Consider the following 25,680-nt stretch of genomic DNA (forward strand, 5'->3'; position numbering starts at 1 on the left):
CCGACTTGCGTGCGTTCTCCCCCCTATCGCCAGTACCCCAATCGCTGCCTCGAATGCGGGCGCATCTGGGATCTCAGTTCGATTCGCTGATCGTCGGTCGTCCCAATATATGGACGATTGTTAAATTTCGAAAAATCCCGGGTCTCCGTATTGTAAGACTCAGACAAAACACATAGATTGCGCGCACATATAACGGGGGAATGCGAATGAGACTGGTTCTGGAGCCTCGCCATCTGTTCGATGGCAGCGTGGCGGCGGTTGCAGCAAAAACAACCCATGCCATGGTCGAGCAACGGCACGATCATCCGGCCGCCGATGCATCAGCGTCTTCTCATCGCGATACCCATGATGCAGCCGAGCACCACGGCCCGGCCGACGCTTCGCACGTAAGCGGATCGCAAGCCGCATCGCTCGCACAAGCCGCCGCCTCGCATGTCAATACCGACGTGCCGGCCTTAGCGCCCAATCCGAAGGCGACCGAGGTCTTGTTCGTCGATCCGCGCGTGGCGAACTGGCAAACGCTCGCGTCGAGCGTCGACAAGAACGTCCAGGTCGTGCTCATCGATCCGAGCCGCGACGGCATCAGCCAAGTGACGGAAGCGTTGCAAGGCCGGTCGGATCTTAAATCGATCCAATTTCTGACCTATGGGTCGGCAGGGCAGATCGAACTCGGCAACGCACCGATCACCGCCGACGCACTCGCCGCGGCCAAGCAACAGGTTGCCTCGTGGAGCGACCATCTTTCCTCGAATGCCGATATCGAATTCTGGGGTTGCGACGTCGGGCAGGGTGAGAGCGGACAGCAGTTCGTCGACACGGTGCATGCGCTGACCGGTGCGCAAGTCGGTGCGTCGACCGATGCAACCGGCGCCGCGTCGCTCGGCGGTAACTGGACGCTCGAGCGCACGACCGGTGCGCTTGCGATCGGGTCGCCGTTCAGCGAGTCCGCCATCGCGGCCTATCAGGGCGTGCTCGATACGCCGGTTCCGAGCGTCACTTTCGTCTCCGGCACGGTGCCGCACGATGTCTTGCTCGGCGGTACGTTCACCGAAACGGTGCAGTTCCAAAACACGGCGTCGAACGCGGCCGGTTATGGGCCGTTCATCGATCTGTACGTGCCGAGCGATTCCGCCGAGAACGTGACGCTCACGAGCGCAACGTATCTGGGCACGGCGGTGACCGTCGACAAGGTGACGCTCTCGACGAACATTCCCGGTCACGTCGGCACGCTCGGCGCGCTGCATCCGCTCGCGCTCGACAGCAGCGGCAATCCGCTGTTCGTGGCTGCGCCAAGCGGCTACCAAGCGGGCGATTCGATGTACGTCCTGCAATTGCCGTTCGGCAGCTATACGCCGGGCGAGCCCGCCGCGCAGATCCAATTGACGTTCTCCGTCGCCAACACGACCGAGCTCTCGAGCATGCATGGCGGGCAAGCGCTCAATATCTCGGCGATCGGCGGCTTCCAGTACGGCACCGACGCGCTCAACAACCCCGGCACGGATCCGTCGATTCGCGGCACGGCGGGCAGCGCCAGCGTGACCAATTCGAGCGACGGCCTCGTCACGGCATCGACGCAAGTCTCGCTCATCGATGTGTCCGCGACCACCGACTTGCACGAAGGCGAAACCGCCACGGGTCCCGATTTTCCGTTCGACTACGTGATCACGCTGCAGCCGGCGTCGGTGACACAGACCGATCCGATGCAAAACGTGACGTTCACGTTCACGCTGCCCGATCAGGTCAAATACACGGGCGGCACGATCTCGTTCACGGAGCCCGGCGGCGTGCACGGCACGGCGACGTTCAATCCGAAGGCCGGCAGCGTCGGCGGCGCGGGCGGCACGGTGACCGTCACGTTCACCTCGCTCGGCACGGACGCGTCCAATACGCCGACCCTGATCAAGATTCCGGTTTTCGTGCCGCAATTCGATGCGTCGGGGGCGTCGGTGCTCGGCACGGCGGGTCAGCCTCGTACGATCGATACGACGGCGATCTACAACTACACGGGCTCGTGGACGGCGGTGAGCGGATCGCTCGATCACGCGGCGGGCGCGCAGACGGTTGCGGGCGACAGCTCGACGAATTCGACGTCGACGTCGTTCGTCGCCAAATCGCTTGCGATCCAAGTGACGGACGACGCGCCGGGCGGCAACATCGTTCCGGGGCAGGTCGTCGGCTATTCGGTCAACTTCCAGGTCTCCGACTACTACGCGCTGAACCAACTGAACATCGCCGATTTGATCGGCGACGGCATCTCGCTGCTCGCACCGTCCGATGTGGGTTATGCAACGCCGACGCTGTCGCTGACGACGGCGGGCTCCACGCATTCGTATTCGTTCGGCGATGCGTCGAACAACGTCGAGAAGACGATCAATGGCCAGAGCGTCGCGGAAAGCGGCTCGAACGGCTCGAACTGGAGTTACACGCGTGACGATACGGGTTCGACGTCGAACCCGGGCTCGACCGCGTTGACGTTCGACGTGGGCCAATTGATCGAAGCGAACCTCGGCGGCACCGCATTCGCGGGCGTGTTGCAGGGGGGCGCGGTCAACGGCAGCGGTGGGCCGACGCAAGGGACGATCTCGTTCAAGGCGAAGGTACTCGACAAGTACACGAACGCGAACAGCGGCAACAGCGTGCGCGAGAAGGACTCGATCGCCGACGTCGTGACGACGCAGGGGACGAGCGCGGCCGTCGTGACGGTGGACAACGTCGCGCACACGATTACGGGAACGAACGGAACCGTCAGCGACGGGTCATCGGTGACGAACGAAGTCGCGCCCGGTCAGCTCGTGCTGCAAGTCGTGGCCGTCAACGGCCAAACCGCGGACTTGACGGACATCAAGCCGGGCGACACGGTCACCTATGCGATGACCTATCAGTTGAACTCCGGCGATTACGGCAATCTCGATTTGACGGCGTACCTGCCGCTGCCCGTGTTCTCGACGACGGACCCGCTCTCCAACGGCGGCAACGTCTCGACCTTTACGATGGACAGCAGCGACGCGTTCCCGACGGCCGGCACCTATAAGCTCGTCAACCCGCTTTCGGGCGAGAACACGCCCACGGTCACGACGAACGGTACGGCCAATAGCATCTCGTTCAATTTCGGCGATCGTGACGATCCGACGAACGCGCCCGGGCAGCAGGTCGTCGTCTATTTCAGCGCGGTCGTGTCGAACAAGCCTTTCGCGAACGGCTTGCAACTGACGACGCAAGGGGGCAGCACCTATACGAACGCGGCGGGCCAAACGCTGGCCGCCGCGGCGATCAAGCAAGTGCCGCTGGAGGAACCGGAACTCGCCACGAAGACGGGCATCGTCTCGATCGTCGGCGACGGCGGCGCGTCGAAGGGCACGTACTCCGCCGATTCGTCGAACGCCTCCAGCGTGACGTGGCCGTCGCAGACGAACCTGACGCCGAGCGGGAGCGGCAGCAGCCCATTCGCGCCGGCGGGTACGGCCGCCGGAACGAATCCGTTCACGGGCAACGGCGACCCGCTTACCGCGGACAACCTGAACGTGAAAAGCGGCGACGGCGGCGATCTCGCGCGCGTCGTCTCGACCGTCGAAAACCAAGGGGGATCGGCTGCCTACGACGTCACGATCCAAGGCACTTTGCCGTCCGGCTTCTCGACGAGCGACGTCCAGAACTTCGCGATCTACAACTCGTCGGGGCAGCAGATCGACTCGGGCGTGACGGCGGCGCAGTACTTCGGCGCGGGCGGCGTGAAACTCGCTTCGTCGATCGCCGCGCACGATAACGTCTACGTCGTCTATGACCTGAAACTGCCGACGGCGCAGGAGACGGGCGACACGCTCACGTTCTCCTCGAACGTCGTCAACTGGGCGAGCGTCGCGGGCGGCGTTGCGAGCGGCAATGGCTTCGTGTCGGGCTCGGGTGCGTCGGCGCAACCGCTCGGCGAGAATGCCGCGGCGCTCTCCGATTCGGCCGTCGCGAATCTGTCGGCGCCGACCGTGACGAAGACGATCATCGGTGCGAGCGATACGAGCGACATCCCGCTCACGGGTACCAACAACGTGACGCTCGGGGAAACCGTCACGTACCGAATCACGGTGACGTTGCCGCAAGGGACGACCGCTAACGGCGCCGGCTTCGTCACGCTGACCGACTCGCTGCCGGCCGGCATGACGTTCGGCAGTCTCAATTCGGTTACCTTTGCCGGCGTGAGTTCGGCGGGCGGGGCGGGCGCCGTGACGTCAAGCGTCTCGGGCAGCACGATCACGTTCACCTTGGGCAGCTCGCTAACGAATTCGCAAGTGGATGCCAACGGCACGATCACACTCGTCTACACGGCAACCGTCGCGTCGACCGATACGCCCGCCGACGGTACGGCCCGCACGAACAGCGTGGTCGTCAACTACGATTCGACGCAAACGTCGCCCGCTTCGTCGGTGACTATCCACGAGGTCGATCCGAACGTGGCCGAAACGATCACGGTCAAGGATACGAACAGCGGCACGGCCATCGCCAATAACGGTACGGTCTACAGTAACGAAAACCTGACCTACACGGTCACACTGAAGAACAACGGCGATGCGCCCGCGCAAGACCTGGCCGATCTCATCGACTTGCCGGCGGGCCTGAACTACGTCCCCGGTTCGCTGCACTACGTGAGCGGCGGGACGGGCGGCTCGAGCTCGGATGCGTCGGGTCTTGCGGTGGGGCTGACCTCGCTCGGCGTCGGTCAAACGGCGACGTTCACGTTCCAAGCAACGGTGGCGCCGAATCAGACGGCCGGCTCGTCGATGACGGTCAACACGCCGAACGACGGTACGTCGGGTACCTACTATTCGCTGCCGGGCACCGCGCAAGGACATAAGTACACGGACAACGCCGGGACTACCGTCAAGATCGCGCAGATCTCGCCCGCACTCTCGATCACCGGCGAGTCGAACAACACGGATACGGTTCACACGCCGTCGCAGACGAACACGCAAACGTCGGTGTCCGCGACGGTCGGCGAGATCGTGACGCTGCATGGCTACGTGCAGATCCCGGAAGGGGCGAACCCGACGACGCTGGATTTCACGCTGCCGCCGGGCCTCCAATACCTGAACGACGGCAGTGCGAAGATCGCGTTCGTCAGTCCCAACGGCGATTTGATTTCGAGCGACGGCACGCTATCGGGCGTCGCGCAATTCCAGGACGGCAACTCGGGCGGTGCGAACTACGTCGATCCGGCCACGGGCACGACGACGGCCGGCGACGTCGCGACGTTCAAGCCGACGAGTCAGTTGCCGTCGAATGTCGTCTCGACGACGGGCGGTCACGTCACCATCGACCTCTCGACGCTGAGCAACAACGACGGCTCGCCGATCGGCAACTACGTCCTGGTCGAATTCAACGCGGTCGTGGGCAACGTCGCGGCGAATACACAGGGCGCGGCTGCGATGGCCGCTTCGTTGACGGTGGGCGGCGTGACCTCGAACAACGTGAACGTGTCCGTCCAAGAGCCGAACGTGACGATCACGAAGACGGCGACCGCCGTCGACAATGCCACGGGCACGGTCACCTATCAAGTGACGGTCAAGAACACCGGCACATCGACCGCATACAACGTCGTCGTCGACGACCCCGCTGCGGCGAACGAGAATCACGTGACGTTCGTGAGCGCGACGGGTGCCGGTGTCGGCGGCGCAGGCCAGGCCGGCACGACGTCGAGCGATTTCAACTACGCGATCGGGCAATTAGGCGCGGGCGGCACGGAGACCATCAGCTATACCGTGCAGGTGGCACCTGGCCAGACCGTGCAGAACGATACGGCATCCGTTGTCTGGCAAAGCTTGTCCGGGCAACAAACCTTCAACGGCTCGACGGGCGGCGCAGTCGGCTCGACGACGGGCGCGCGCGACCTCGATTCGTCGGTCGGCGCCCCCGATTCCTACCGCGCGACGGCCACGACGCAGCTCGGCACCGCGTCGGGCCGGGTGTGGCAGGACGTCGGCAACGATCCGACGACCTATGCGACCTCGGGCGGATCGGCCGATACGGGTCTTGGCGGCATCACGGTCACGGCCAAGGTCACGGAAGGCGACGGCACGGTCGTCACGGAAACGACGACGACGGCAGCCGACGGCACCTACACCTTCGGCGCGTTGCCGCAAGGCACAGTCGTCATTTCTCTGCCGGGCGCCGGCAGCGGCGGGTTGCCGGCCAATGAGACGCTCGCCTATAACGACGGCAACGCGGTGACGGGCAGCCCGGCATCGGCGTCGTTCACGGCGAACGGCGACGCGCATGCGAACGTGAATTTCTCGTATCAAGCGCCCGATACGGCACCCGCGATCGCGGGGTGGGGCGGCAACGCCGACTCGTATGTGGAAGGCGGCGCGCCGATCCGTCTGTCGGGGCCGGGCGCGTCGATCTCCGATACGCAACTCGATGCGTTGGGCGGCGACTACAGCGGCACGACCTTGACGGTACAGCGTTACAACGGCGGCACACCCGCGCCGAGCGCCACGGACGTATTCGGTGCGCTCGGTCCGCTCGCGCTCGCCGGCGGTACCGTCACCTACAACGGCTCGGCGGTGGGCACGTACACGGAGGCCGGCGGCAAGCTGTCGATCACGTTCGGGGCCGGCGCCACGGCAACGACAGTCGGCGAGGTCCTCGACAACCTGGCGTATTCGAGCACCGATACGAGCACGGTCAGCACCGGGATCCGAATCGGCGCGACGCTCGACGATCACAACGTCTCTGGGGCGCAGGGCACGGGCGGCAATATGACGAGCACGCCCGTGTTCGTTACCGTCAACGAAGTGCCGGGCGCGGGTTCGTCTTCGGCTACGTTCACCGAACCGAACGACGCCTCGCCCGCGGCGGCCGCGGTCGCCGTCGATCCGACCGTTACGGTGACGAGCACGGATACGTTCTCGGGTGCGACGGTGACGATCAGCGGCAACTATCGGCCGGGCGAGGACGTGCTCGTGGTAACGGGAACGCTCCCGGCCGGTGTGACGGCCAGCTTCGATTCCGCGAGCGGCACGATGACGCTCACGGGGGCGAACCTGAGCGCGGCAACGGTGCAAAGCGCGTTGCGAGCGATCAGCTACTACGACAACAGCGACACGCCGAGCACGACCGCGCGCAACGTCACGATCTCGGTCATGGACGACGTCACGCACGCGACGACGACAGCCGCCGTATCGACGCTCGACGTGGTAGCCACGAACGACTCGCCGGTCCTGAACGGCCTGCCTGCGACGGCAACCTCGCTCGAGGATAACGGCGCACCTTCGGGGCAGGCCGGCATGCTCGTCTCGCAACTAACGGGCAACGGCAACGTCACCGATACCGACGGAGCCGGCGCGCATGACGGCCAGGTCACGGGCCCGGCCGGTATTGCCATCACGGGTGCCGATACGACCGAGGGGACGTGGTGGTATTCGACCGATAACGGTGCGCATTGGACCGAATTCGCGGGCCAAGGCCAAGCGGCGATCTCGCCGAACAACGCGCTTCATCTGGTCGCCGACGGCAACACGCGGATTTATTTCGAGCCGGCCAAGGCCGACTGGAACGGGACCGTGAACAATGCGTTGACGTTCCGCGCATGGGATCAGTTCGACGGCGTCGCAAACGGCACGATCTCGGCATTGCCCACGACGGGGACGTTCGGGCAGGGGATCAATACGGCGGCATCGGCTTATTCGTCGGCCCTGGAGACGATTCCCTTGAACGTCGTGGCCGTGAACGATGCGCCGATCGCATCGGGCAGCGTGAGCATGCCGGCGGTCCCTGAGGATACGGCCGCCGCCTCGCCGCAAACGGTCGCTTCGTTGTTCGGCTCGCATTTCGGCGACAGCGCCGATCAGCAGCAAAGCGCATCGAATCCGGCCGGCTCCACGGCGAATACGCTGGCCGGTATCGCCGTGACCGGCAACGCGGCCGATCCGAGCCAGGGCGCCTGGCAGTATTCGACCGATAACGGCGTGACCTGGCATACGATCGCCACGACCGGACTGTCGGATTCGAATGCGCTCGTGCTGTCTTCGTCGGCCGAAGTCCGGTTCGTGCCTGCGGCCAACTTCAACGGCGAGCCCGGTCAGTTGACCACGCGTCTAATCGATACGTCCAATACGCTCGTCACCGGTACCGTGACCGGCGCGCAACTCGGCGCGACGGATACGGCGATCGAAGGCGTCGACGTATCGGGCGCGCATAACGGAGGCTCGACGGCCGTCAGTGCGCAGACGGTCACGCTCGGCATCGACATCACGCCGGTCAACGATGCGCCGATCGCCAGCGGCACGGCCACGATCGGCAGCGTCAATCAGAGCGACCGCAATCCGGCGGGCTCGACGGTGACGACGCTGTTCGGCGGGGATTTCGACGACAGCACGGACCAGCAGCGCACCGCCGGCAACCCGACCGGATCCACGGCCAACGCGTTCGCGGGCGTGGCGATCGTCGGCGACGGCGCCAGCGCGAGTCAGGGCACCTGGCAGTATTCGAGCGACGGCGGCAAGACCTGGACGAACATCTCCGCCGACGGTCTCAGCGATCGCAATGCGCTCGTGCTGAGCGCCACGGACAGTCTGCGCTTCCTACCGTCGGGCACGTTCAGCGGCACGCCCGGCGCACTGACCGTCAGGCTCATCGACAGTTCGGCTCCCGCACCGGTGACCGACGCCTCGGGTGTCGACCTGGGCACGGTCGGCGGCACGTCGCCCTATAGCGCGGGCACGGTGGCGTTGACGGCCCAGATCAAGCCGACGAACCATGTCAATCACTCGGATGGGATCGGGCTCGTCCCCGACTTCAATGCCCCTAACGACTACAACAAGCTGGGCTCGCGGGTCGATCCGAGAAATCCGTTCGCATCGCCGGACCAGCATTTCCCCGACGACGGCGATGTGCCGCCCGCCGAAGGGCACGGCTATCGGCCAAGCCTTTACAGCCAACCGATCATTCCGCAGGTGGAGCTGACTGGGTCCGTCGGAAACCGCTTCATCATCGAGCAGCAGCAATCGGTCATTGCGGTGCCCTCGAATTTGTTCGACGACACGTATCCGAACGCCGAGCTTCAATACGAGGCGCATATGCCGGGTGGGGCGCCGCTGCCCGCTTGGCTCGTGTTCGATCCGCGCAATCTGACGTTTACGGGCACGCCGCCGCTCGGGTCGCACGGCACGGTGGAAGTCGAGATCGTCGCGCGCGATCAGTTCGGCAACCAGGCGCAAGCGACGTTCCAAATCACGGTCGGCCGCGAATCGAAGGATCTCGAGCAAATGCTCGCCCACATGCACGCGGCCGCGCAAGATTCGCATCCCGCCCGGCCCGCGCATGACGGCGGCATCCGCGATGGGAAGGAAGGCGCGCGTCATGGGGCGAGCGCGCCGCAAACACATGGTGCGAATGCGGGACGGCCGGGCTTGACGGCGCAACTGCGGGAGGCCGGCCCCATCGGAAAGATCTTGCAGGCCCGCCGCATGGTGCATTCCGTCGTCGGAGCGGCTGCGATGCAAGGTGCGAAGTCCACGAGTTAATCGAAGACATCAACAAGCGAACGCCAGAATGAAAAACAAATTTCTTAGCCGCCGCGATGCGGGGCTGCAGGGGACGGTGTGCTCGACGCGCACCGTACACGGGGTAAGCGGGGACCGGATACGCGCACGTCAGGGAGCAAGCCTGCGGCTGACCGGTTTGACGCTGTTGTCGGCCGCGGTGTTGTCGGCCTGCGCGATCAAGCCGGAGCCGATCACGCAAGCGGAGCACTTCCAGCGCGCCCAGGACGACTACAAGACGCTGTACTCGACCTACGTTCCGCTCGCGCGGCCGCTGACGCTGTCGGATGCGATCTCGCGCGCGCTGAAATACAACTACAACGCTCGCCTCGCGAAGACCGAGCAGACGCTGCAGGACCGCCAGCTCGATTTGGCCATGGCCCAGATGCTCCCGCGCATCGCGGCCAATGCGGGCTATACGTGGCGCAACAACGACAACGCGGCGGAAAGCGTGTCGGAACTCACGCGGCAACGCTCGCTCGAGTATTCGTTTTCGGAGCAGCCGTCGCATGCCACGGCTTCGCTCGAACTATCCTGGAACTTGCTCGATCTCGGCGTCAGCTATTTCCAGGCGAAGCAACAGGGCTTTCGCACGTATGCCGCCGTCGAGCGTCGCCGTAAGGTCATCGACGATATCGTGAAGAGCACGCAGGAAGCGTATTGGAAAGCGGTGGCGGCCGATCGTTTGCTGCCGCGCTTGAAGCCTTTGCTCGCCGAGGCCGACAAGATGCTCGAGAACTCGCGCGAGGCGAGCCGTCAGAAGCTCGTGCCGCAACTGCAAGGTCTCGATTATCAGCAGAACATGCTGTCGGTCGTCGGGCAGTTGCGCCGCATGCAAACCGATCTGAACACGGCGCGCGTGCAGCTCGCTTCGTTGATCGATGTGCCGACCGACGTGCCGATCGAATTCGCGCCGATGGATCTCGATTACGCCGCGACGGCGAGCAAGGTCGATCCGCGCAAGCTGGAGGCGCTCGGGCTGGCGATGCGCCCGGAACTGCGCGAAGAGGCCTATCAAGAGAAGATCGATCAGCAGGACGTCTACAAGGAAATCGTCAAGATGATGCCGGGCGTGGGCGTGCTCGGCAGCCTCAATTACGACAGCAACCGGTACCTGTATAACCCGAACTGGGCGCAGCTTGGCGTGAATGCCACGTTCAACCTCGTCAATCTGATCGAAGGGCCAAAGGCGATTTCCGCGGCGAAGGCATCGGTCGAAGTGTCGCGTCAACGCCGCCTCGCGTTGAGCGTCGCCGTGCTGACGCAGGTCAACCTCAGCTATGAGGAATACCTGGCCGCGGTGGAAGACCTCGACATCGCCAAGCAGATCAACGACGTGGAACAACAGATCCGCGTCGCCTCGGCGAACGAAGCCAAGGCGCAAGAAGAATCGGAAGCGGACCGGATCCGCCGCGATCTCGCCTCGATGGTCGCCGAGTTCAGCTACGACCGCACGATTGCGCAGGTGCATACGGCGCTGACCAATCTGTACACGTCGGTCGGCGTCGATCTCGTGCCGCCTAGCGCCGATACGGAAGACCTGGACAAGCTCAGCGAGCGCGTGAAGGGGGCGATCGCCGGCTGGGAGGCAGGGCAGTTGCCCGATAGCGCCATCGCGTTGCCCGCGGCGTCCACGTTCGGCACGCCGGCGGCAAGTGCCGCGTCAACGGCGGCCGATGCGAAGCCGAGCGCGGCGACGCAGGCGTCCGCGGTACCGGTGGCGGCAGCGCCGGGAAGCATCGTCGCGGCGCAATGAACGCGGCTCGTCATTAGATCGAAAAGCTTGGCTGGATCGGGAATACGTATGAAAGTGCATCAACGAAACGCGTCGCGCGCCGGCAAACGGCTCGCGCGCGCCGCAGTGGCCGCCGTCGTGACCGGTGCGAGCGCGGTAGCGGCGCTCGCGGCCCCGGCGTCGTCGCCCGGCGCAATACCTCCTGCTGCGCCGAAGGCGGCGCTCGTGCTGCCGGTGGCGGCTCAGCCGCATGCGCCGGCCGCGTCTTCGGCGGCATCGGCATCCGACGTCCGTGTGCAACTCGTGGCCGACACGATCGCCACGATCGGGGCCCCGATGCCGGGACGGCTCACGCAGTTTCCGCTGCATGACGGCGATCGATTCAAGCAGGGGCAGGTGCTGGCGCGATTCGAATGCGGTGAAAAGGAAGCGGCGCTGGCCCACGCGCGGGCGGTGCTCGAAAGCCGCAAGTCGGTCAACGAAAGCAAGCAGCGCCTGCGCGCCCTGGGCACATCGAGCCAGGTCGAATACGAGGTCGCGGCCGCCGACGAAAAGCAGGCCGCGGCCGACGTGCAAGCGGCGCAATCGCTCGTCTCGAACTGCTCCGTCGCCGCGCCGTTCAGCGGACGCGTATCGGCCGTCTATGCGCACAACTATCAGTACTTGCAAACCGGTGCGCCCCTGCTCGAAGTGCTGAGCGACAAGAGTCTCGAACTCGAGATGATCGTGCCGTCGATGTGGCTATCGTGGCTCAAGCCCGGTAGCGCGCTCAAAGTCACGATCGACGAAACGGGTAAAACCTATCCGGCGACGCTCGATCGGCTCTCCGGTAAGGTCGATCCCGTCAGCCGCTCGGTGAAGGTCTATGCGCGCATCGACAATCCATCCGAGTCGTTGCTGCCGGGCATGAGCGGCCACGCGATCTTCAACCCGCCGGCAGGCATCGCGTTGACCGCCCGGCAATGAACTCGCCGGCCAATGCGCTGAACTATCAACTGTTGCGGCTCGGTGCCGTGCTCGAGCTCGAGCGGCGAGCGCGCGCGGCGGCGCGAGACGAACTCGGCTTTTTGATCGTCAACGAGACAGCGGGCGTCGTGCCGTATCAGCAAGCCGCGCTGTGGCGAGCCGAGCCGAGCGACGGTGAGCGGCTGGTGCTTTCCGGCGTGGCGTCGGCCGATCGCGGCGGGCCATACTACCTATGGCTCGAACGGGTGTTTGCCGCTTTGACGGAGGAACGGGCGAGTGAGATTCGAGCCGACTCACCGCGTGTCGTCGTCCCGGCCGATCTACCGGAGCCGCTCGCGAGCGAGTGGCCCGAATGGTTTCCGGCCCACGCGCTACTGTGCCCGCTCCGTTGGCGCGATATGGCACCGGCGGGCTATTTGCTGCTCGGTCGGTCCGACGCCTGGACCGATAACGATTGCCAACTGCTCGATGCGCTAACGGGGACCTTTGCACAGAGCGCGCTGTTGCATCGACAAGCGCGCAAGCCCAGCGTCGTGCAGCGGTTGGCTGCGCGCAAACGCGCATTGGCCATTGGCGGCGCCGTCTTGCTGGCCGTCGCGCTCTTTCCCGTGCGCGAATCGGTGCTGGCGCCGGCCGAAGTCGTTCCGGTGGACCCCGCGCCCGTGCGTGCTCCGTTCGACGGCGTCGTCGGTGCGCTGCGCGTCGAACCCAATCAGGCGGTGCGGGCGGGGCAGCCGCTCGTCTCGTTCGACGAGACGCAGCTTCAAACGCGCTACGAAGTCGCCAAGAAAGCGCTCGACATGGCGCGCGAAGAGTACGCCGACACGTCGCAGCAGGCGATGAGCGACGACCGCGCCAAGGCGCGGCTAGCCATGCTGGCGAGCAAGGTCGATCAAGACCAAGCGGAGCTGGCCTATGACGAGGATATGCTGCGACGGGCGCAGATCGCATCGCCCGTCGACGGGGTCGCGATTTTCGACGACAGCAGCGAATGGATCGGCAAGCCCGTGGTGCTCGGCGAGCGGATCATGGTGGTGGCCTCGCCCGAACGCACGCAGTTGCAGATCGAAGTGCCGGCAAGCTCCGTCGTCTCGTTCACGCCGGGCGCGGAAGTTGTCTTCTTCAGCAATTTGCAACCCGACCGCCCGGCTTATGGAAAGCTGACCTTCGCGAGCTATTCCAGCACGGCCGCGGCCGATGGCGTCATCTCGTACGCGTTTCGCGCCTCGCTCGAGCACGCTTCGGCGTTGCGGCTCGGGTTGAAGGGGACCGCAAAGATCTACGGACCGCGCCGCTCGCTGGTGCTTTGGCTGCTCAGGCGCCCTCTCACGGTAATGCGCGAATGGCTGTCGATTTGAGCGAAGTGCCGCGCGAACGCGTGGACGCCGTGGATCCCGTTACGCCGGCCGCATTGCCCGCACTGCCCGCATTGCGGGAAGATCTCAAGCTCATGCAGGGGCCGGCGGCCGGCGACGGCAGCCCGACGTGGACCTTGCATGACCCGGCGCGACATCGTTACGTGCGGATCGGCTGGCTCGAATTCGAAGTGCTGGCGCGCTGGGCGCTTGGGAGCGCCGAGGCCGTGGCGCGCTCGATCTCGACCGAAACCACGATACGCGCCACGACGCAGGATGTGGCGGACGTCCTGAACTTTCTCTATCGCGCCGGCTTGATCGTACCCGCCGACGCACGCTCGACCGAGCGCTTCGCGGCCGAGCAGGCGGCGCAGCGATTGTCGCCCGCGCGGTGGCTGTTGAAGAACTATCTGTCGATCAAGATGCGCTTGATCAACCCCGATCGCGTGTTGTCGGCTGTCGTGCCGCGTATCGGCTGGGTCTTCACGCGCGGCTTCGCGATCGCGCTCGCGTTGCTCGCGGCGCTCGGCTTTTATCTGATCAGCCGCCAATGGGATGCCTACACGCATAGCCTGTTGCATTTGTTTTCTCTGCAAGGGGCCGCGCTGGTTGGGCTCGCGCTGGCGTCGGCCAAGGTCGTCCATGAGATCGGACACGGCGTCGTGGCTAAGCGCATGGGGTGCCGCGTTCCGGCGATGGGCGTGGCGTTCCTCGTGTTGTGGCCCGTCTTATGGACCGATACGACCGACGCCTGGCGCTTGACCGACCGCCGTCATCGGCTTGCGATCGATGCGGCGGGCATGGTCGCCGAGACGACGCTTGCGGTTTTTGCGTCGCTCGCGTGGTCGGTTCTACCCGATGGCGCGCTGCGCACGGGCGCGTTTTTGCTGTCGAGTTCCACCTGGCTGCTGACGATCGCGATCAACGTCAACCCGCTGATGCGCTTCGACGGCTATTTCCTATTGTCGGACTGGCTCGACGTGCCGAACTTGCAGGAGCGTGGCTTTGCGATGGGACGCTGGTGGTTGCGCGAGGCGTTGTTCGGGCTCGGCGACCCCCCGCCCGAGCAGTTTCCGCGCAACAAGCAGCGGATCTTGATTGCCTATGCGCTGGCCTGCATGGTGTATCGATTCTCGCTTTTTCTCGGCATCGCGCTCGTCGTTTATCACAAGGCCTTCAAGGCGCTCGGCATCATCTTGATGTGCGTCGAGATCGGGTGGTTTCTCGTGCGGCCGATCGTCGGCGAGCTTCGCATTTGGCACTCGCGCCTCGGCAACCGGCGCCCGAATCGGCGGGCGCAAGCGACGATCGCTTGCTGCTGCGCCGCGCTCTTGCTGCTGGTCGTGCCTTGGCGCAGCGAGGTTTCCGCTCCGGCGCTGCTGCGTGCGGCGAAGCAGGCGACGCTCTATGTCGCCGAGCCGGGGCAACTCGTCAAGCAATCGGTCAACGGCGCCGTCGTGGCCGCGGGCCAGCCGGTATTCGAGCTTCAGTCGCCGAGCGTCGAATACCATAAGGCCGTCGCGCTCGCGGCGCTATCCGGTGTGCAGAGCCGCATGAAAGGGCAGGCGTTCGACCCCGATGAGGCGGCGATGATCGGTGTCGGCGAGCAGGAATTGCAAGGCGCGATCGCCGCCGTCGATCAAGTATCCGCGCAAGAGGCTCTGCTGACCGTGCGCGCGCCGTTCGCCGGCGTCATCACCGATGTGCCGCCGATGCGCGAGGGCGAATGGCTGCCGCGCCGAGAGCCGCTTGCCATGCTGATCGATCCGTCGTCGGCCGCCGTCGAGGCGTTCGTGGGCGAGGCCGACTTGCCGCGCGTTCATCCGGGGGCGCGTGCGCGGTTTCTCCCGGAAAACGGCGATGCGCCGGTCGATCTCGTCGTATCCAGCGTCGAGACGAGTTCCGCGCGCGTCCTCGATGTGGCCGAGCTTGCTTCCGTCAATGGCGGGGGCGTAGCGGTGCGCAAGGCAGCGGACAACAAACTCATTCCCGAAACGGCTGTTTATCGCGCGGTGCTTACGCCGCGCGATCGAGACGTGAAAGCATGGCGGCGTTTGCGGGGGCAAGTCGATATCGACGGCGATCGGGCGAGCCTGCTTGGGCAGATCTATCGGCGCGGCGTCGCGGTGGTGATCAGCGAGAGTCAGATGTAGGGGGAATGGCTACCGCTCGCCGTTTCTCTAGCAGGTGCGCCTGTCGGCCGCATTGCCGGAGCCGGGCGACGGCTCGGGCAACAGGCGCGAAAATATCTCCCATGCCAAATCGGCGCTGTCCGAGCGTCGCGACACCTGTGCCGAGACGGTTGCCCCGTCCACTAGCATCATTAGCTGGCGTGCGAGCGCATTGGCGCCCTCGGGCACCGTTTTCATGAGCACCGTTTCAAAATAGGCCTGCATGCTCGCTTTGTGCTCGGCGGCTACGAGCGCGATGTCGCCGCTGCCGATGCCGTACTCGGAGACCGCGTTCACGAACATGCAGCCGTTGAAGCCGTCGCATTTCAGACGTTGGTCGAGCCATTGGAATATGGCGCGGACTTGCGCACGCCCACGCCGGGCGCGTCCCACGAACTCCGCAAGCGAGGCACGGGTTCGTCGATCACGCTCGCGTAACACCGCGACGACCAATTCGTCCTTAGAGCGGAAGTGGTTGTACATCGTCATCTTCGCGATACCCGACTCGACGATGATTCGGTCGATGCCTACCGCGCGATACCCGCGTTCCTCGAAAAGCTCAAGCGCGGTGTCGATAATGAGTTGCTTCTTTCCCATGATTTGCGTCCCCTGTTACTTCGCGGTGACCTGACGCAGGGCACGCGCCCGCAGATAAGCGTTGTTCAGGATAAGCGCAGCCCCTGACATGCAGGCGCCGGCGATCTGCGCGTTGGTAGGAATGACCCCATTCAGCGACGACACAACGAAGGTCGTGATCGGCACGACGTCCATGAAAAGCACGCCGTTGGGCGGGGTCAGAATTTTGTTGCCGAGGTTCCAGCACAGGATCCCGCAGAAGCCGGCGACGAGCCCCATATAGAGCAGGTGCGGACCGATGACGCCTAGCATGGACAGATGGGGTACGGGAATCGCGCGGGTCGCGGACAGCAGCAAATTGACCACCATGATGGTGCTCAGGCCGAGCCAGGTGGTCACCGTCGTGTACTTGAAAGCGGACCACGTCGGGAAGTACATCGCGCTGAACGTATAAACAACCCAGCACGCCGCGCCAAGCACGATCAGTGCATTGGCCGCATAGTTCTGCGGTTCATTCCACAGACCGACGATATCGCCCTTTGTGACGACCAGCGCCACACCGCAAAACGACATCAGGATAAAGAGAAAGGAATAAAGCGGTGGCCGGATTCGGCGCACCGCCGAATTAAGCAGCAAGCCGATCATCGGCTGCGTGGCCATCATGATGGAGGCGGTCAGCGCGCCGTCGCGGCCTGCCAGTTGCTGTCCGAGGAACACGAAGAAGCCGAAGCCCGCGAAACCGATCGAGCCTAGGAACCAGGCAAACGCGATCCGTTCTCCTTTCAGGCTCAGCGTCCCGACGCCCTCACGGGCCACGAGCAGAATCAGAAACGCAGTACCCGCGATCAGGTAGCGCAGTGTCGTGAAAGTGAACGGGTCGATGTGCCGCAACGCGTCCGTCATCACGGGGAACATCACGCCGAACGAGAACGTGGCAGCCACGCAAAACAGCACGCCGCGTATGTACGAACCGCAGGTCGAAGCCTGGGGCGGGGTTGCAGTGACGGCAGTCGACATGTTGGTGGACACAGCAAACTCCCTGGCTCGATTAATTCCGCCGCGCGCAGATATTTCGCGGCATCGCGAGCGGGCGGGTTCATCATAGGATAGGTATGACGTTATGTCTATAAACAGAAGGAAAAATAGAGCGTTTCGATGCGTAAACGGCGTGGCATGGAGGCGGATTAGTCCTTAATACAAGGTCGACGTGACGAGTTGTCTTATGATCGATGAGTGGGATTCAAAGGAGTTAAATGGCATAAAAATAGGTATACCTACCTGTATAAAAAATCACGGAGATCCGGTCCGTTTCGGGAGGGGCTTGGCCCTCCCGCGAGCGCCCGCTCATCGCCTGCAAAATCGTCCAATACTTTTTTCGCGGGCGCTTCTAGCATTCTCTCCAGCGAGCTTTATTTGAGGAGAGAAGTAGTGTTCTTGCAGACCGAAGGACTTCCGTCGAGTGAGGTTTCAGCGCCCCCCGAGCCGCAGCGTTGCGTGATCGTCGTGGATGCGGCGTTGCCACCGGGCAAGGCATCGAACGCGGCGGCCGTTATCGCCTTTACGTTGGGGCAGCGTCACAGTCACCTGGTCGGCGCTCAAGTACTCGATAAAGACGGCACGGCACACCCTGGCCTGATACCCATCGGCATCCCGATCCTGAAAGCGACGGATGGGCAACTGATCGAACTGCGCCAAAAAGCGTTGACCCACTGCGACGTCGTCGATTTCCCGGTGCAAGGGCAAGCGACGACCGACTACGCAGCCTTCTTAAAAGCAGTGAGCATCTTGCCGGGCGATTCGCTGCGATTCTTGGCCGTCGGCCTTGTCGGCGCCAAGAAGCGCGTTGGCAAGCTCGTCGGCGGCTTCTCGCTGTTTTCATGATGGAAGCCGGCCTTACCGCGACGCTCGACGGCCGCATTTGGTCCATCGGCATCGATCGCCCGAACAAACGCAACGCGCTCGACGAGATATTGTTCGATGCGCTCGCCAATGCGCTGTCGCTCGCGCAAGCGGACCCGCGAATTCATTGCGTCTTGTTGCGCGGCACCGCCGAGTGTTTTTGCTCCGGCCACGACACGACTCGGTTCGAGGCCCTGTGGCCGCAGCCCGACAACGGGGTCGTCGTACGTTGCATCGACGCCTTCTTGAATCTGTCGAAGCCGCTTCTAGCCGCGGTGCGTGGCCCCGCGGTTGGATTCGGCGCCACGCTGTTGTTGCACGCCGATTGGATCGTGGCCGGCGAAAGCGCGACGTTCCGCTTTCCCTTCACCGCTCTCGGAATCGTCCCGGAGGCGGGCGCAACGGCGCTCCTCGCTCGCCGCGTCGGCGACTTGGCCGCTCGCGACTGGCTGATGAGCGGCCGCCCGGTCTCGTCGCGTGAAGCGTTGCAGCGGGGCTTGGTTTCAAGCGTGAGGCCCGACGCCGATGTTCTTGCCGCCGCCAACGACTACGCGGCGTCTCTGGCCGCCAAGCCATTGGATGCCCTCATGACGACGCGTCGCTTGCTGCTCGAGGGCGCAACGCTCAACGCGAGGCAGGCCGTCGCTAGCGAACTTGCGCAACTGAACAGGCTGATTCCAACGCTGAACCGGAGCTCGATTTCCCATGGCTAAGATTCACGTCGTCCACGCCCACCCGGAGCCACGCTCCTTCTGCACGTTCATGGCCCACGAAGCCGTGCGCGTACTGAAGTTGCGTGGCGACGATGTGACCTTCTCCGATCTCTATGCGCTCGATTTCGATCCGGTCGTTCGCGCGAGCGATTTCGATAAGCGCGCAAATGAAGATTACCTCGTGTATGCGCTCGAGCAGCGCCACGCGTTCGAACAAGACTCGCTCGCGCCCGATATAAGACGGGAAGTGCAGGCGCTACTGGCGAGCGACACGCTCGTAATGGTCTTTCCGCTCTATTGGTTCTCGGTGCCCGCGCTGATCAAGGGCTGGATCGACCGATGCTTTCTTTCCGGAGCGATGTATGGAGGCAAGCGCATATACGGCCGCGGCGGCATGGCGGGCAAGCGCGCGGTGGTCGGCGTGAGTCTCGGGGCGCGGGAACATATGTTCGGCGCGCACGGCATCCACGGCGAATTGGCCGGCGGCATGCTGCGCCATCTTTTGCAAGGTACGTTGGGCTATGTGGGGTATGACGTGCTCGAGCCGTTTTTCGCGTGGCACATTCCGTACTGTTCCGCCGATCAACGAGAGGACACCTTAATACGTTGGCGTGAGTACGTCGCAAACCTCGACGCGCGACCCGCTATGCCGATGCCTCGATTCGAGGGTTATGATGACGTTTTCCGGCCACTTCCGCGGTCCGCCTCGCGATGAGAACTTCAACGTCGACCCATTCGATCAAGCTATGGCGCGCGCCGGACGTCATGGATGCGGTCATGCTCAAGGGCGAGTTCGTCGGCCATCGGTACCCGCCGCATGCGCACGATACGCATTGCCTCGCGGTCGTAACCGGCGGCGCGGTGGCCGTCGAGGTGAAAGGGCAGCGACGCGTATGCCGGCGCGGCGACGTCATCGTCGTCGATGCGGGTGTCGTCCATTCCGGCGCTGCGGCCGGTGAGGGGCGCTGGAAGATGCGCGTGGAGCACGTGCAGCCGCTCGCGTTGGCATCGTATTGCGAAACGCTCGGTATTCGCCGCCGCGAAAGATTCGATGCGAAAAGCCCATTTATCGTCGACACCGATCTGGCAAAACACCTCTACGGCATCAATTGGTGCTCGGAGGTGGACGACGACCGATTCAAACGCAGTGAAGCACTGGCCTGTGCGGTCTTGGGCTTATACGCTCGGCACGCGAGTTCGGCCGGCGATTTGCCGAAGGTCCGCGCAGAGCCTGCGCTCGTGCAGGCGGTGAAGCACCGCCTGTTGGAGGACCTGAATGCGCGACCGACGTTGTCGACGCTTGCCGACGAGTATTGCGTGACACCGTTCGTGCTTTTGCGCGCCTTTGTGCGTGAGACCGGCTTGAGCCCGCACGCGTTTATGCAGCAAGAGCGCGTTCGTCGGGCGATGCAGCTATTGCGCGAGGGCGCGAGCATTGCACAGGTGGGGGCGCGAACCGGCTTCGCCGATCAGTCGCATTTCACGCGGGTTTTCAAACAACAAACGGGCGTAACGCCGAAGCTGTATCGAGCCGCCTTTCGATGACCCGCGCCGGTAGCCCAAAGCGCGATCGAGGTGGGTGCGCGAATTGGGCATGCTGGACGCGGCGCTCGGTTTATCGATCGCATGTGATATACAGAGCCATATGTCCATATAAAAATATAAACATGGCGCGTCGCAAGCAATAAACTCGATTGCCGCTTCCTCATGGCGCTCTCTTTATATTTGCTGGTACTCGCACTACCAGGAATCCGTTTGTCTCCTTTCCGCCAAGCCGCATGTAATTTCCACCGTGCTCGAGATGCGGCAAACGCAGTCCATTTAGCAATCCCAAGTCTAATGAAAACGTGCAATAAGTATTTTCCTTGTTGACCGGCGACGCCGTTTGCGATTTTATCGCAACGCGTATTTTCGCCAACCCCTCTCTTCTTGATCACCATGGATACCAGGCTACGAGAATTGGGCATCGAGCTGCCTCGCGTCGTACCGCCGCCGGGCAGTTTTCTGCCATACCTCATTTGCGGCAATTATCTGTACCTCTCCGGAAAAGGCGCGCCGCGCCGGGACCTGGCACCGGGCGAAATCGTGCCCAAGGTAGGAAGAGAGGTCAGTCTACAAGAGGCAAATGGTCATGCCCGCGATATCGGGATCTATTTTTTGGCTTTGATGAAGGAAGCCTTGGGCACTCTCGATCGCGTGGAACAGATCGTCAAGGTATTCGGGATGGTCAATGCGATCGACGACTTTACCGAGCACACCGAAGTCATCAACGGTTGCTCGGATTTATTGGTTCAGGTTTTCGGCCGGCGGGGGCAGCATACGCGCTCGGCGGTCGGGGTGAAATCGTTGCCGAAAGGGTTTGCCGTCGAAATCGAAGCGATGGTGGAAATACGCCCCGCCTAGGCGGTGTATCGCCGAGCCGAAGCAGGGCTTGTTCTTTCTTTTCGAAATCAAGTGACTTCAAGAAGAAGATCCATATGCCTACAAAAGATCGTCAAAATTCCGTACCTTCGTCGGAAGACACGCAACAGCCGCGCGCCCATAGCAATAGGCGCCGGGATTTTTTGGAAAACCTGGGTCGCGTCGCCGGCGCGGGTGCGACCTATGCCGCCATGACCGGACTCGGGTTGCTGAACGTACCGGCCCACGCGAGCAGCCGTGCGCCGCTCCTTCCGCGCGTTGACGAACTGTCCGATCGAGTAGGGAAGGGGCATTCGGTTGCGATCATCGGAGCGGGCATCACCGGCCTCGCGCTGGCGTACGAATTGAGCCGTCTCGGTTTCACGGTCACGGTGCTCGAGGCAAGCGCCCGCCCGGGCGGGCGGTCTCACACGATTCGAGGCGGTGACCGCCTGCGGGAATATGGCGGCGTGCAAGAAGTGCGTTGGGACAAGGAGCCGCACTTGTACGCCAACATGGGGCCCGCGCGCATTCCCTATCACCACCAGACGATCATCGGCTATTGCAAGACGTTCGGGGTGCCGCTCGAAGTGTTCGTCAACGAAAACCGCGGTGCGTTGATCTATGAAAGCCGCGCGTTCGGCCGCAGCCCCGTGGAAAATCGCTACTTCGTCCACAGCGCGCGCGGCTGGGTGTCCGAATTGCTGGCCAAGGCGGTCAACCGTCAAGCGCTCGACGACGTATTGACGGCCGAAGACAAGGAAAAGCTGCTCGTCATGCTCAAGGGCTACGGGGAATTGGATGCGCAATACCAGTACCCAGGTGCGAGCCGAGCCGGCTATCAGGTCACGCCTGGGGCAGGCCTTATCGCGGGAGAACTGAATCCGCGCGCGTCGTTACAAGACTTGTTGAGCAGCGAGTTCGCCAAGTCGAATTTGAGTTTCACGGAAGAGTGGAATCAAGCGGCGACGATGTTGCAGCCGGTCGGCGGTATGGATCGTATCGTGCAGGCTTTCGCCAAGCGGATCGGACAACACATCCGCTATGACAGCCCGGTGACCAGCCTGCGCAAGATCGGCGATCGCGCGCGCGTCACCTATCGAAACAACGCGGGAGAGGAGCACGCGCTCGACGTGGATTTCGCGATTGCCACCGTTCCATTTCCCGCGTTCGCCAAAGTGCCCAACGACTTCTCGCCGGCCCACCAGGCCGCGATGCAAAGCTGCCACTACACGCAGGCAGCGAAGATTGCCTTCCAGGCGGACCGGCGCTTCTGGGAAGAGGATCTGCACATCTATGGCGGCATCTCCTGGACCGACCAGGATATCGGCCAGATGTGGTATCCCTCGGGCGCCTTGATGGGTACGAAAGGCATCGTGATCGGTGCGTATATTCGGGACGATAGCGTCGGCACGCGCTACGCCGCCATGAGCTTCCCCGAACGAATCGAGGGCGCGCTGCGATGCGGTGAACAGATTCATCCGCGGTACCGCAGCGAGGTCAAACATGGCGTATCGCTGTGCTGGCCGCAGGTACCTTATGCCGACGGCGGCTGGGCCGTCTGGAGCGACGCGGCCCGAGCCGACCACTATCCGGTTTTGACCCGGCCCGATGGCCCGCTCTATCTGGCCGGAGATCAAATCAGCTATCTGCCCGGCTGGCAAGAGGGCAGCGTGCTGTCGGCCCATGCGGTGACGGCGGCGCTCGTCGAACGTGTGAGCGCACGCGCCGCCGCCTAACGGTTATCGCCGATCGACGCGCGTGCGCCTACCTCATCCGCGGCGGCCGCCGAACTTCGGCGGACGTCGCCTACGGATTGGGCTGCTCCCTCGGTGGGATCGAGTTGCCAACGCAGGATAGGGTGGCTGCCGCCAGCCGGCAACGCCCACTCGCCCGTGGCGCTGAAGTCCCACCCGGAGAAGCTTGCCGGGTTGGTCATCTGAGCGGTCGTCAAGCCGTTCGCGTTTGAAATCGGCGTGCCTAACCCCACGCCAACCTGAGCGCCCGTCGTGTCCTTGTTCCAATAGACGTCGTTTGTAATCACGCCCACCGACGGCATGGCGTCGTTTTCCGCCGCAATGCCGAAATTTTGCGGAGCGACCGGGACGCCGTCGCCATTGATCCACTTTCCACCGGTCACTGGCCCCGTGGCGAACGATTGGCTGATTCTGCCGGCCGGCCCGTTCATGTATACGAGCCCGCCCGCACTACACGAGGCAACCGCGCACTCGTTCGTGACCGCGCCCGTTGCATACGAGTCATCGATTTCGCCGGCGTTGTAGCCCACGAGGCCGCCGGGTCTGCCTTCGGACACCGCGCCCTTGGTACCCGCGTATTCGATGGTTTGCACCGGTCCGGTCGCGAACGATTCGCTGACCGTGCCGTCGTTTTCACCGGCGAGCCCCCCCACGGTTCCGCCGCCGGTGGCGGCGACGTTGCTCGATGAGCGCCAAATGACGCCCGTGCCGGCGTTGGTGCCGACGAGCCCCCCGGCGACAGAAAAATCGCCGTCGTAGCCAAACCCTTTGGTCTGGACCGTCCCCGAAACGTTGACGCGCAGGATGGTTCCCGCGTTATAGCCGGCTAGTAGCCCTATGGTGTCCCTTAAGGGGTTAAAGGCGAATGCGGAGGCCTCGAGCACGGCGCTTCCCCGTAGATTTAGGTCGTGCACGATTGCACCTTCGCCGATGTACGTAAAAAGGCCCACCATCATCTCCTGCGCGCCCATGTCTTCCACGGCCAAGTTCAAGCCGCTGATCGTATGGCCTTCGCCGTCGAATTGACCGGTGAACGGATCGAGCGTATCGCCGATCTGATAGAAGCGATCGGATATGCCGATGTCCTGCCCTAGCGCATAATTGCCGGCGAGATTGTTCGAGACCTGGTTCAAATCCGTATCGGAATTGACGAGCTGGTACGCCGTGAATTGCGTGAGCAAACCGCTGAGGCTTCCCGGATACCACAGTGGGTTCGTAAGCTGCTTACCAGGGCTGTAAGTGCCGTTCATGTCGTAGAACATGCGGACGTAGCCGTTACTGGCGGACCAATCGATCGTGCCGTTGTTGACGATGCCGCCGCCGATATCCCTCGCGCCTGAATCGGCCCGCAATTCCAGATTGCCGCCGCCGCTGTTTCTGATCGTCACACCCTTTTCGAGGGTCAACGAGCGGGCCGATGTGAGCGTCAGCGATGCCGTGCCGCTCCAATCGATGCTCGAAGCGACGTCGATGTCGCGGGTCCAGTCGGATGCATTGATGTCGATCGATGTGCCGCGGTCCAGGTTGCTTTGCAACACAGGTGCGGTCAGCGCATCGGCCGTGAAGGCGTCGGTGGTAATGTTCCATTGCTTCGCCTGCACGATGGGGCCGCCCGCGATACGCGCATCGACCGCATCCGTATCGACGGTGCCGCCGCTACCGTCCGCATTGCTTGCTTGAACGGTGCCGTCCAGCCAGACTCTGCCGTTGCCGGCGACGAGCCATACATGACCGTCGCGCACGGCAGTGCCTGTCGCGCGTAGCACAGAATGATTGCCGGCCAGCGCGAAGATGTTGCCGTCATCGGCCTGAAGGTTGATTTGCGCGGCCTCGATCGTGCCGCGATTCGCGATCTTTCCACCGTCGCCGACCACGACGATCTGCTGTCCTACTGTCGAGTCTTGCAAGGTTACCTTTTGGCCGACACCGAGTTCGACCGTTCCGTTCGGCGCGCTGAGGGTGCCGACGTTGTCGATCTCGTTGCTTGCGATCAGGATTACGTCGCCGCCCGTCGAGCCGATGTTGCCGTTATTGATGACCACTCCGCTCGATGCGCCGCCGCTTATCGATGGTTTCGAAAACGTCAGCGTGCCGCCGTTCATAAAGCCTGCGTTGTCGACATCGAGCGTCGAAGCGACGAAGCGTCCGCCCGTCGAGACCACGCCGTCGCGGCCGACGACGATCCCTTGCGGATTGACCAAGTAGAGGCTGCCGGTCGCCGACAGGGCGCCGAGTATCAACGTAGGATTCGCGCCTGTGACGCGGTTCAGCGTGGCACCGTTGCCGTTGGCGATGGCAACGCGGTTGCCGCTGCCGATCGAAAAACTATTCCAATCGATGATGCCGCGACTGGACGCTTGATTGATCGTGACCGTTGTGGCGTTGCCCGTGATGGAGCCGGCGCCGGCAACGAATTGCCCGCCATGGGGCAGGGCGCCCGCTGCCTGCGCGAGCCCCGGTAATGCTAACGTCAAGGCGGTGAAAAGTGGCGCGAGCGCCGGTAGTCTTGCATGAGACAAGGGGCGGTAACGCCCCTTCGAGGAACGACGTGCCATCGTAGTGACCCCCATGGTTTGGG

14 protein-coding genes are annotated in these 25,680 nt (G+C 63.5%); 11 read left to right on the top strand and 3 right to left on the bottom strand.

What is annotated here, in order from left to right; genetic code table 11:
• Positions 1 to 206 precede the first annotated feature (206 nt).
• Genes DXT59_RS11055 through DXT59_RS11075 form a run of 5 tightly spaced genes read left to right on the top strand, consistent with a single transcriptional unit; the run spans position 207 to position 15,739 of the window.
• A complete protein-coding gene (locus DXT59_RS11055) occupies positions 207 to 9,512 on the top strand; it encodes a DUF4347 domain-containing protein (protein WP_162878039.1) in 9,306 nt (3,101 codons plus the stop codon).
• Positions 9,513 to 9,540: 28 nt separating this feature from the next.
• Positions 9,541 to 11,286, top strand: coding sequence for a TolC family protein (locus DXT59_RS11060; RefSeq protein ID WP_116136942.1), 1,746 nt, complete (start codon positions 9,541 to 9,543; stop codon positions 11,284 to 11,286).
• Between the two features lie 48 nt (positions 11,287 to 11,334).
• Entirely contained in the window at positions 11,335 to 12,231 is an 897-nt protein-coding gene (locus tag DXT59_RS11065; RefSeq protein ID WP_116136943.1) for an efflux RND transporter periplasmic adaptor subunit, read from the top strand.
• The gene (locus DXT59_RS11070) at positions 12,228 to 13,589 is read left to right on the top strand and encodes an efflux RND transporter periplasmic adaptor subunit (RefSeq protein WP_116136944.1); all 1,362 of its coding nucleotides are present in this window, start codon (positions 12,228 to 12,230) and stop codon (positions 13,587 to 13,589) included. The genes DXT59_RS11065 and DXT59_RS11070 overlap by 4 nt, the downstream gene beginning before the upstream one ends.
• Positions 13,574 to 15,739: an HlyD family efflux transporter periplasmic adaptor subunit gene (locus DXT59_RS11075; RefSeq protein ID WP_116136945.1), complete on the top strand. Its 2,166-nt coding sequence runs from the start codon at positions 13,574 to 13,576 to the stop codon at positions 15,737 to 15,739. Before DXT59_RS11070 ends, DXT59_RS11075 begins: the two co-directional genes overlap by 16 nt.
• Before the next feature lie 27 nt (positions 15,740 to 15,766).
• On the opposite strand, the gene DXT59_RS11080 is transcribed toward DXT59_RS11075, so the two are convergent.
• Both DXT59_RS11080 and DXT59_RS11085 read right to left on the bottom strand, forming a co-directional pair.
• The gene (locus DXT59_RS11080) at positions 15,767 to 16,354 is read right to left on the bottom strand and encodes a TetR/AcrR family transcriptional regulator (RefSeq protein ID WP_116136946.1); all 588 of its coding nucleotides are present in this window, start codon (positions 16,352 to 16,354) and stop codon (positions 15,767 to 15,769) included.
• A 15-nt stretch (positions 16,355 to 16,369) separates the two neighbouring features.
• Entirely contained in the window at positions 16,370 to 17,362 is a 993-nt protein-coding gene (locus tag DXT59_RS11085; protein WP_240324471.1) for a DMT family transporter, read from the bottom strand.
• 399 nt (positions 17,363 to 17,761) lie between these two features.
• Here DXT59_RS11085 and DXT59_RS11090 point away from each other — a divergent pair, with 399 nt between their 5' ends.
• The 6 genes from DXT59_RS11090 (at position 17,762) to DXT59_RS11115 (ending at position 23,084) form a co-directional block, all read left to right on the top strand.
• Positions 17,762 to 18,214, top strand: a complete 453-nt coding sequence (locus tag DXT59_RS11090; protein ID WP_116136948.1) for a DUF2000 domain-containing protein — start codon at positions 17,762 to 17,764, stop codon at positions 18,212 to 18,214.
• Positions 18,211 to 18,945, top strand: a complete 735-nt coding sequence (locus DXT59_RS11095; protein WP_116136949.1) for an enoyl-CoA hydratase-related protein — start codon at positions 18,211 to 18,213, stop codon at positions 18,943 to 18,945. The genes DXT59_RS11090 and DXT59_RS11095 overlap by 4 nt, the downstream gene beginning before the upstream one ends.
• Positions 18,938 to 19,660 (top strand): NAD(P)H-dependent oxidoreductase, encoded by a 723-nt coding sequence (locus tag DXT59_RS11100; RefSeq protein WP_116136950.1) that lies wholly within the window; start codon positions 18,938 to 18,940, stop codon positions 19,658 to 19,660. Before DXT59_RS11095 ends, DXT59_RS11100 begins: the two co-directional genes overlap by 8 nt.
• A complete protein-coding gene (locus DXT59_RS11105) occupies positions 19,657 to 20,490 on the top strand; it encodes an AraC family transcriptional regulator (RefSeq protein ID WP_116136951.1) in 834 nt (277 codons plus the stop codon). The genes DXT59_RS11100 and DXT59_RS11105 overlap by 4 nt, the downstream gene beginning before the upstream one ends.
• 393 nt (positions 20,491 to 20,883) lie before the next feature.
• Positions 20,884 to 21,348: a RidA family protein gene (locus tag DXT59_RS11110; protein WP_116136952.1), complete on the top strand. Its 465-nt coding sequence runs from the start codon at positions 20,884 to 20,886 to the stop codon at positions 21,346 to 21,348.
• Between the two features lie 161 nt (positions 21,349 to 21,509).
• Positions 21,510 to 23,084: a flavin monoamine oxidase family protein gene (locus DXT59_RS11115; protein WP_162878040.1), complete on the top strand. Its 1,575-nt coding sequence runs from the start codon at positions 21,510 to 21,512 to the stop codon at positions 23,082 to 23,084.
• Here DXT59_RS11115 and DXT59_RS11120 read toward each other — a convergent pair.
• On the bottom strand, positions 23,081 to 25,657 hold the full coding sequence (locus tag DXT59_RS11120) for a two-partner secretion domain-containing protein (protein WP_240324473.1): 2,577 nt from the start codon (positions 25,655 to 25,657) through the stop codon (positions 23,081 to 23,083). The two genes, DXT59_RS11115 and DXT59_RS11120, sit on opposite strands and share 4 nt — an antisense overlap.
• Between the last annotated feature and the right edge of the window lie 23 nt (positions 25,658 to 25,680).

This window comes from Trinickia diaoshuihuensis (assembly GCF_003390925.1).
Classification (GTDB): Bacteria; Pseudomonadota; Gammaproteobacteria; order Burkholderiales; family Burkholderiaceae; genus Trinickia; species Trinickia diaoshuihuensis.

What these genes read in the sequence shown, in the direction of transcription:
- DXT59_RS11060 (WP_116136942.1), top strand. Translation starts at nt 9,541, where the DNA reads ATGAAAAACAAATTTCTTAGCCGCCGCGATGCGGGGCTGCAGGGGACG.
- DXT59_RS11075 (WP_116136945.1), top strand. Translation starts at nt 13,574, where the DNA reads ATGGCTGTCGATTTGAGCGAAGTGCCGCGCGAACGCGTGGACGCCGTG.
- DXT59_RS11055 (WP_162878039.1), top strand. Translation starts at nt 207, where the DNA reads ATGAGACTGGTTCTGGAGCCTCGCCATCTGTTCGATGGCAGCGTGGCG.
- DXT59_RS11100 (WP_116136950.1), top strand. Translation starts at nt 18,938, where the DNA reads ATGGCTAAGATTCACGTCGTCCACGCCCACCCGGAGCCACGCTCCTTC.
- DXT59_RS11105 (WP_116136951.1), top strand. Translation starts at nt 19,657, where the DNA reads ATGAGAACTTCAACGTCGACCCATTCGATCAAGCTATGGCGCGCGCCG.
- DXT59_RS11095 (WP_116136949.1), top strand. Translation starts at nt 18,211, where the DNA reads ATGATGGAAGCCGGCCTTACCGCGACGCTCGACGGCCGCATTTGGTCC.
- DXT59_RS11110 (WP_116136952.1), top strand. Translation starts at nt 20,884, where the DNA reads ATGGATACCAGGCTACGAGAATTGGGCATCGAGCTGCCTCGCGTCGTA.
- DXT59_RS11070 (WP_116136944.1), top strand. Translation starts at nt 12,228, where the DNA reads ATGAACTCGCCGGCCAATGCGCTGAACTATCAACTGTTGCGGCTCGGT.
- DXT59_RS11120 (WP_240324473.1), bottom strand. Translation starts at nt 25,657, where the DNA reads ATGGCACGTCGTTCCTCGAAGGGGCGTTACCGCCCCTTGTCTCATGCA.
- DXT59_RS11080 (WP_116136946.1), bottom strand. Translation starts at nt 16,354, where the DNA reads ATGGGAAAGAAGCAACTCATTATCGACACCGCGCTTGAGCTTTTCGAG.
- DXT59_RS11065 (WP_116136943.1), top strand. Translation starts at nt 11,335, where the DNA reads ATGAAAGTGCATCAACGAAACGCGTCGCGCGCCGGCAAACGGCTCGCG.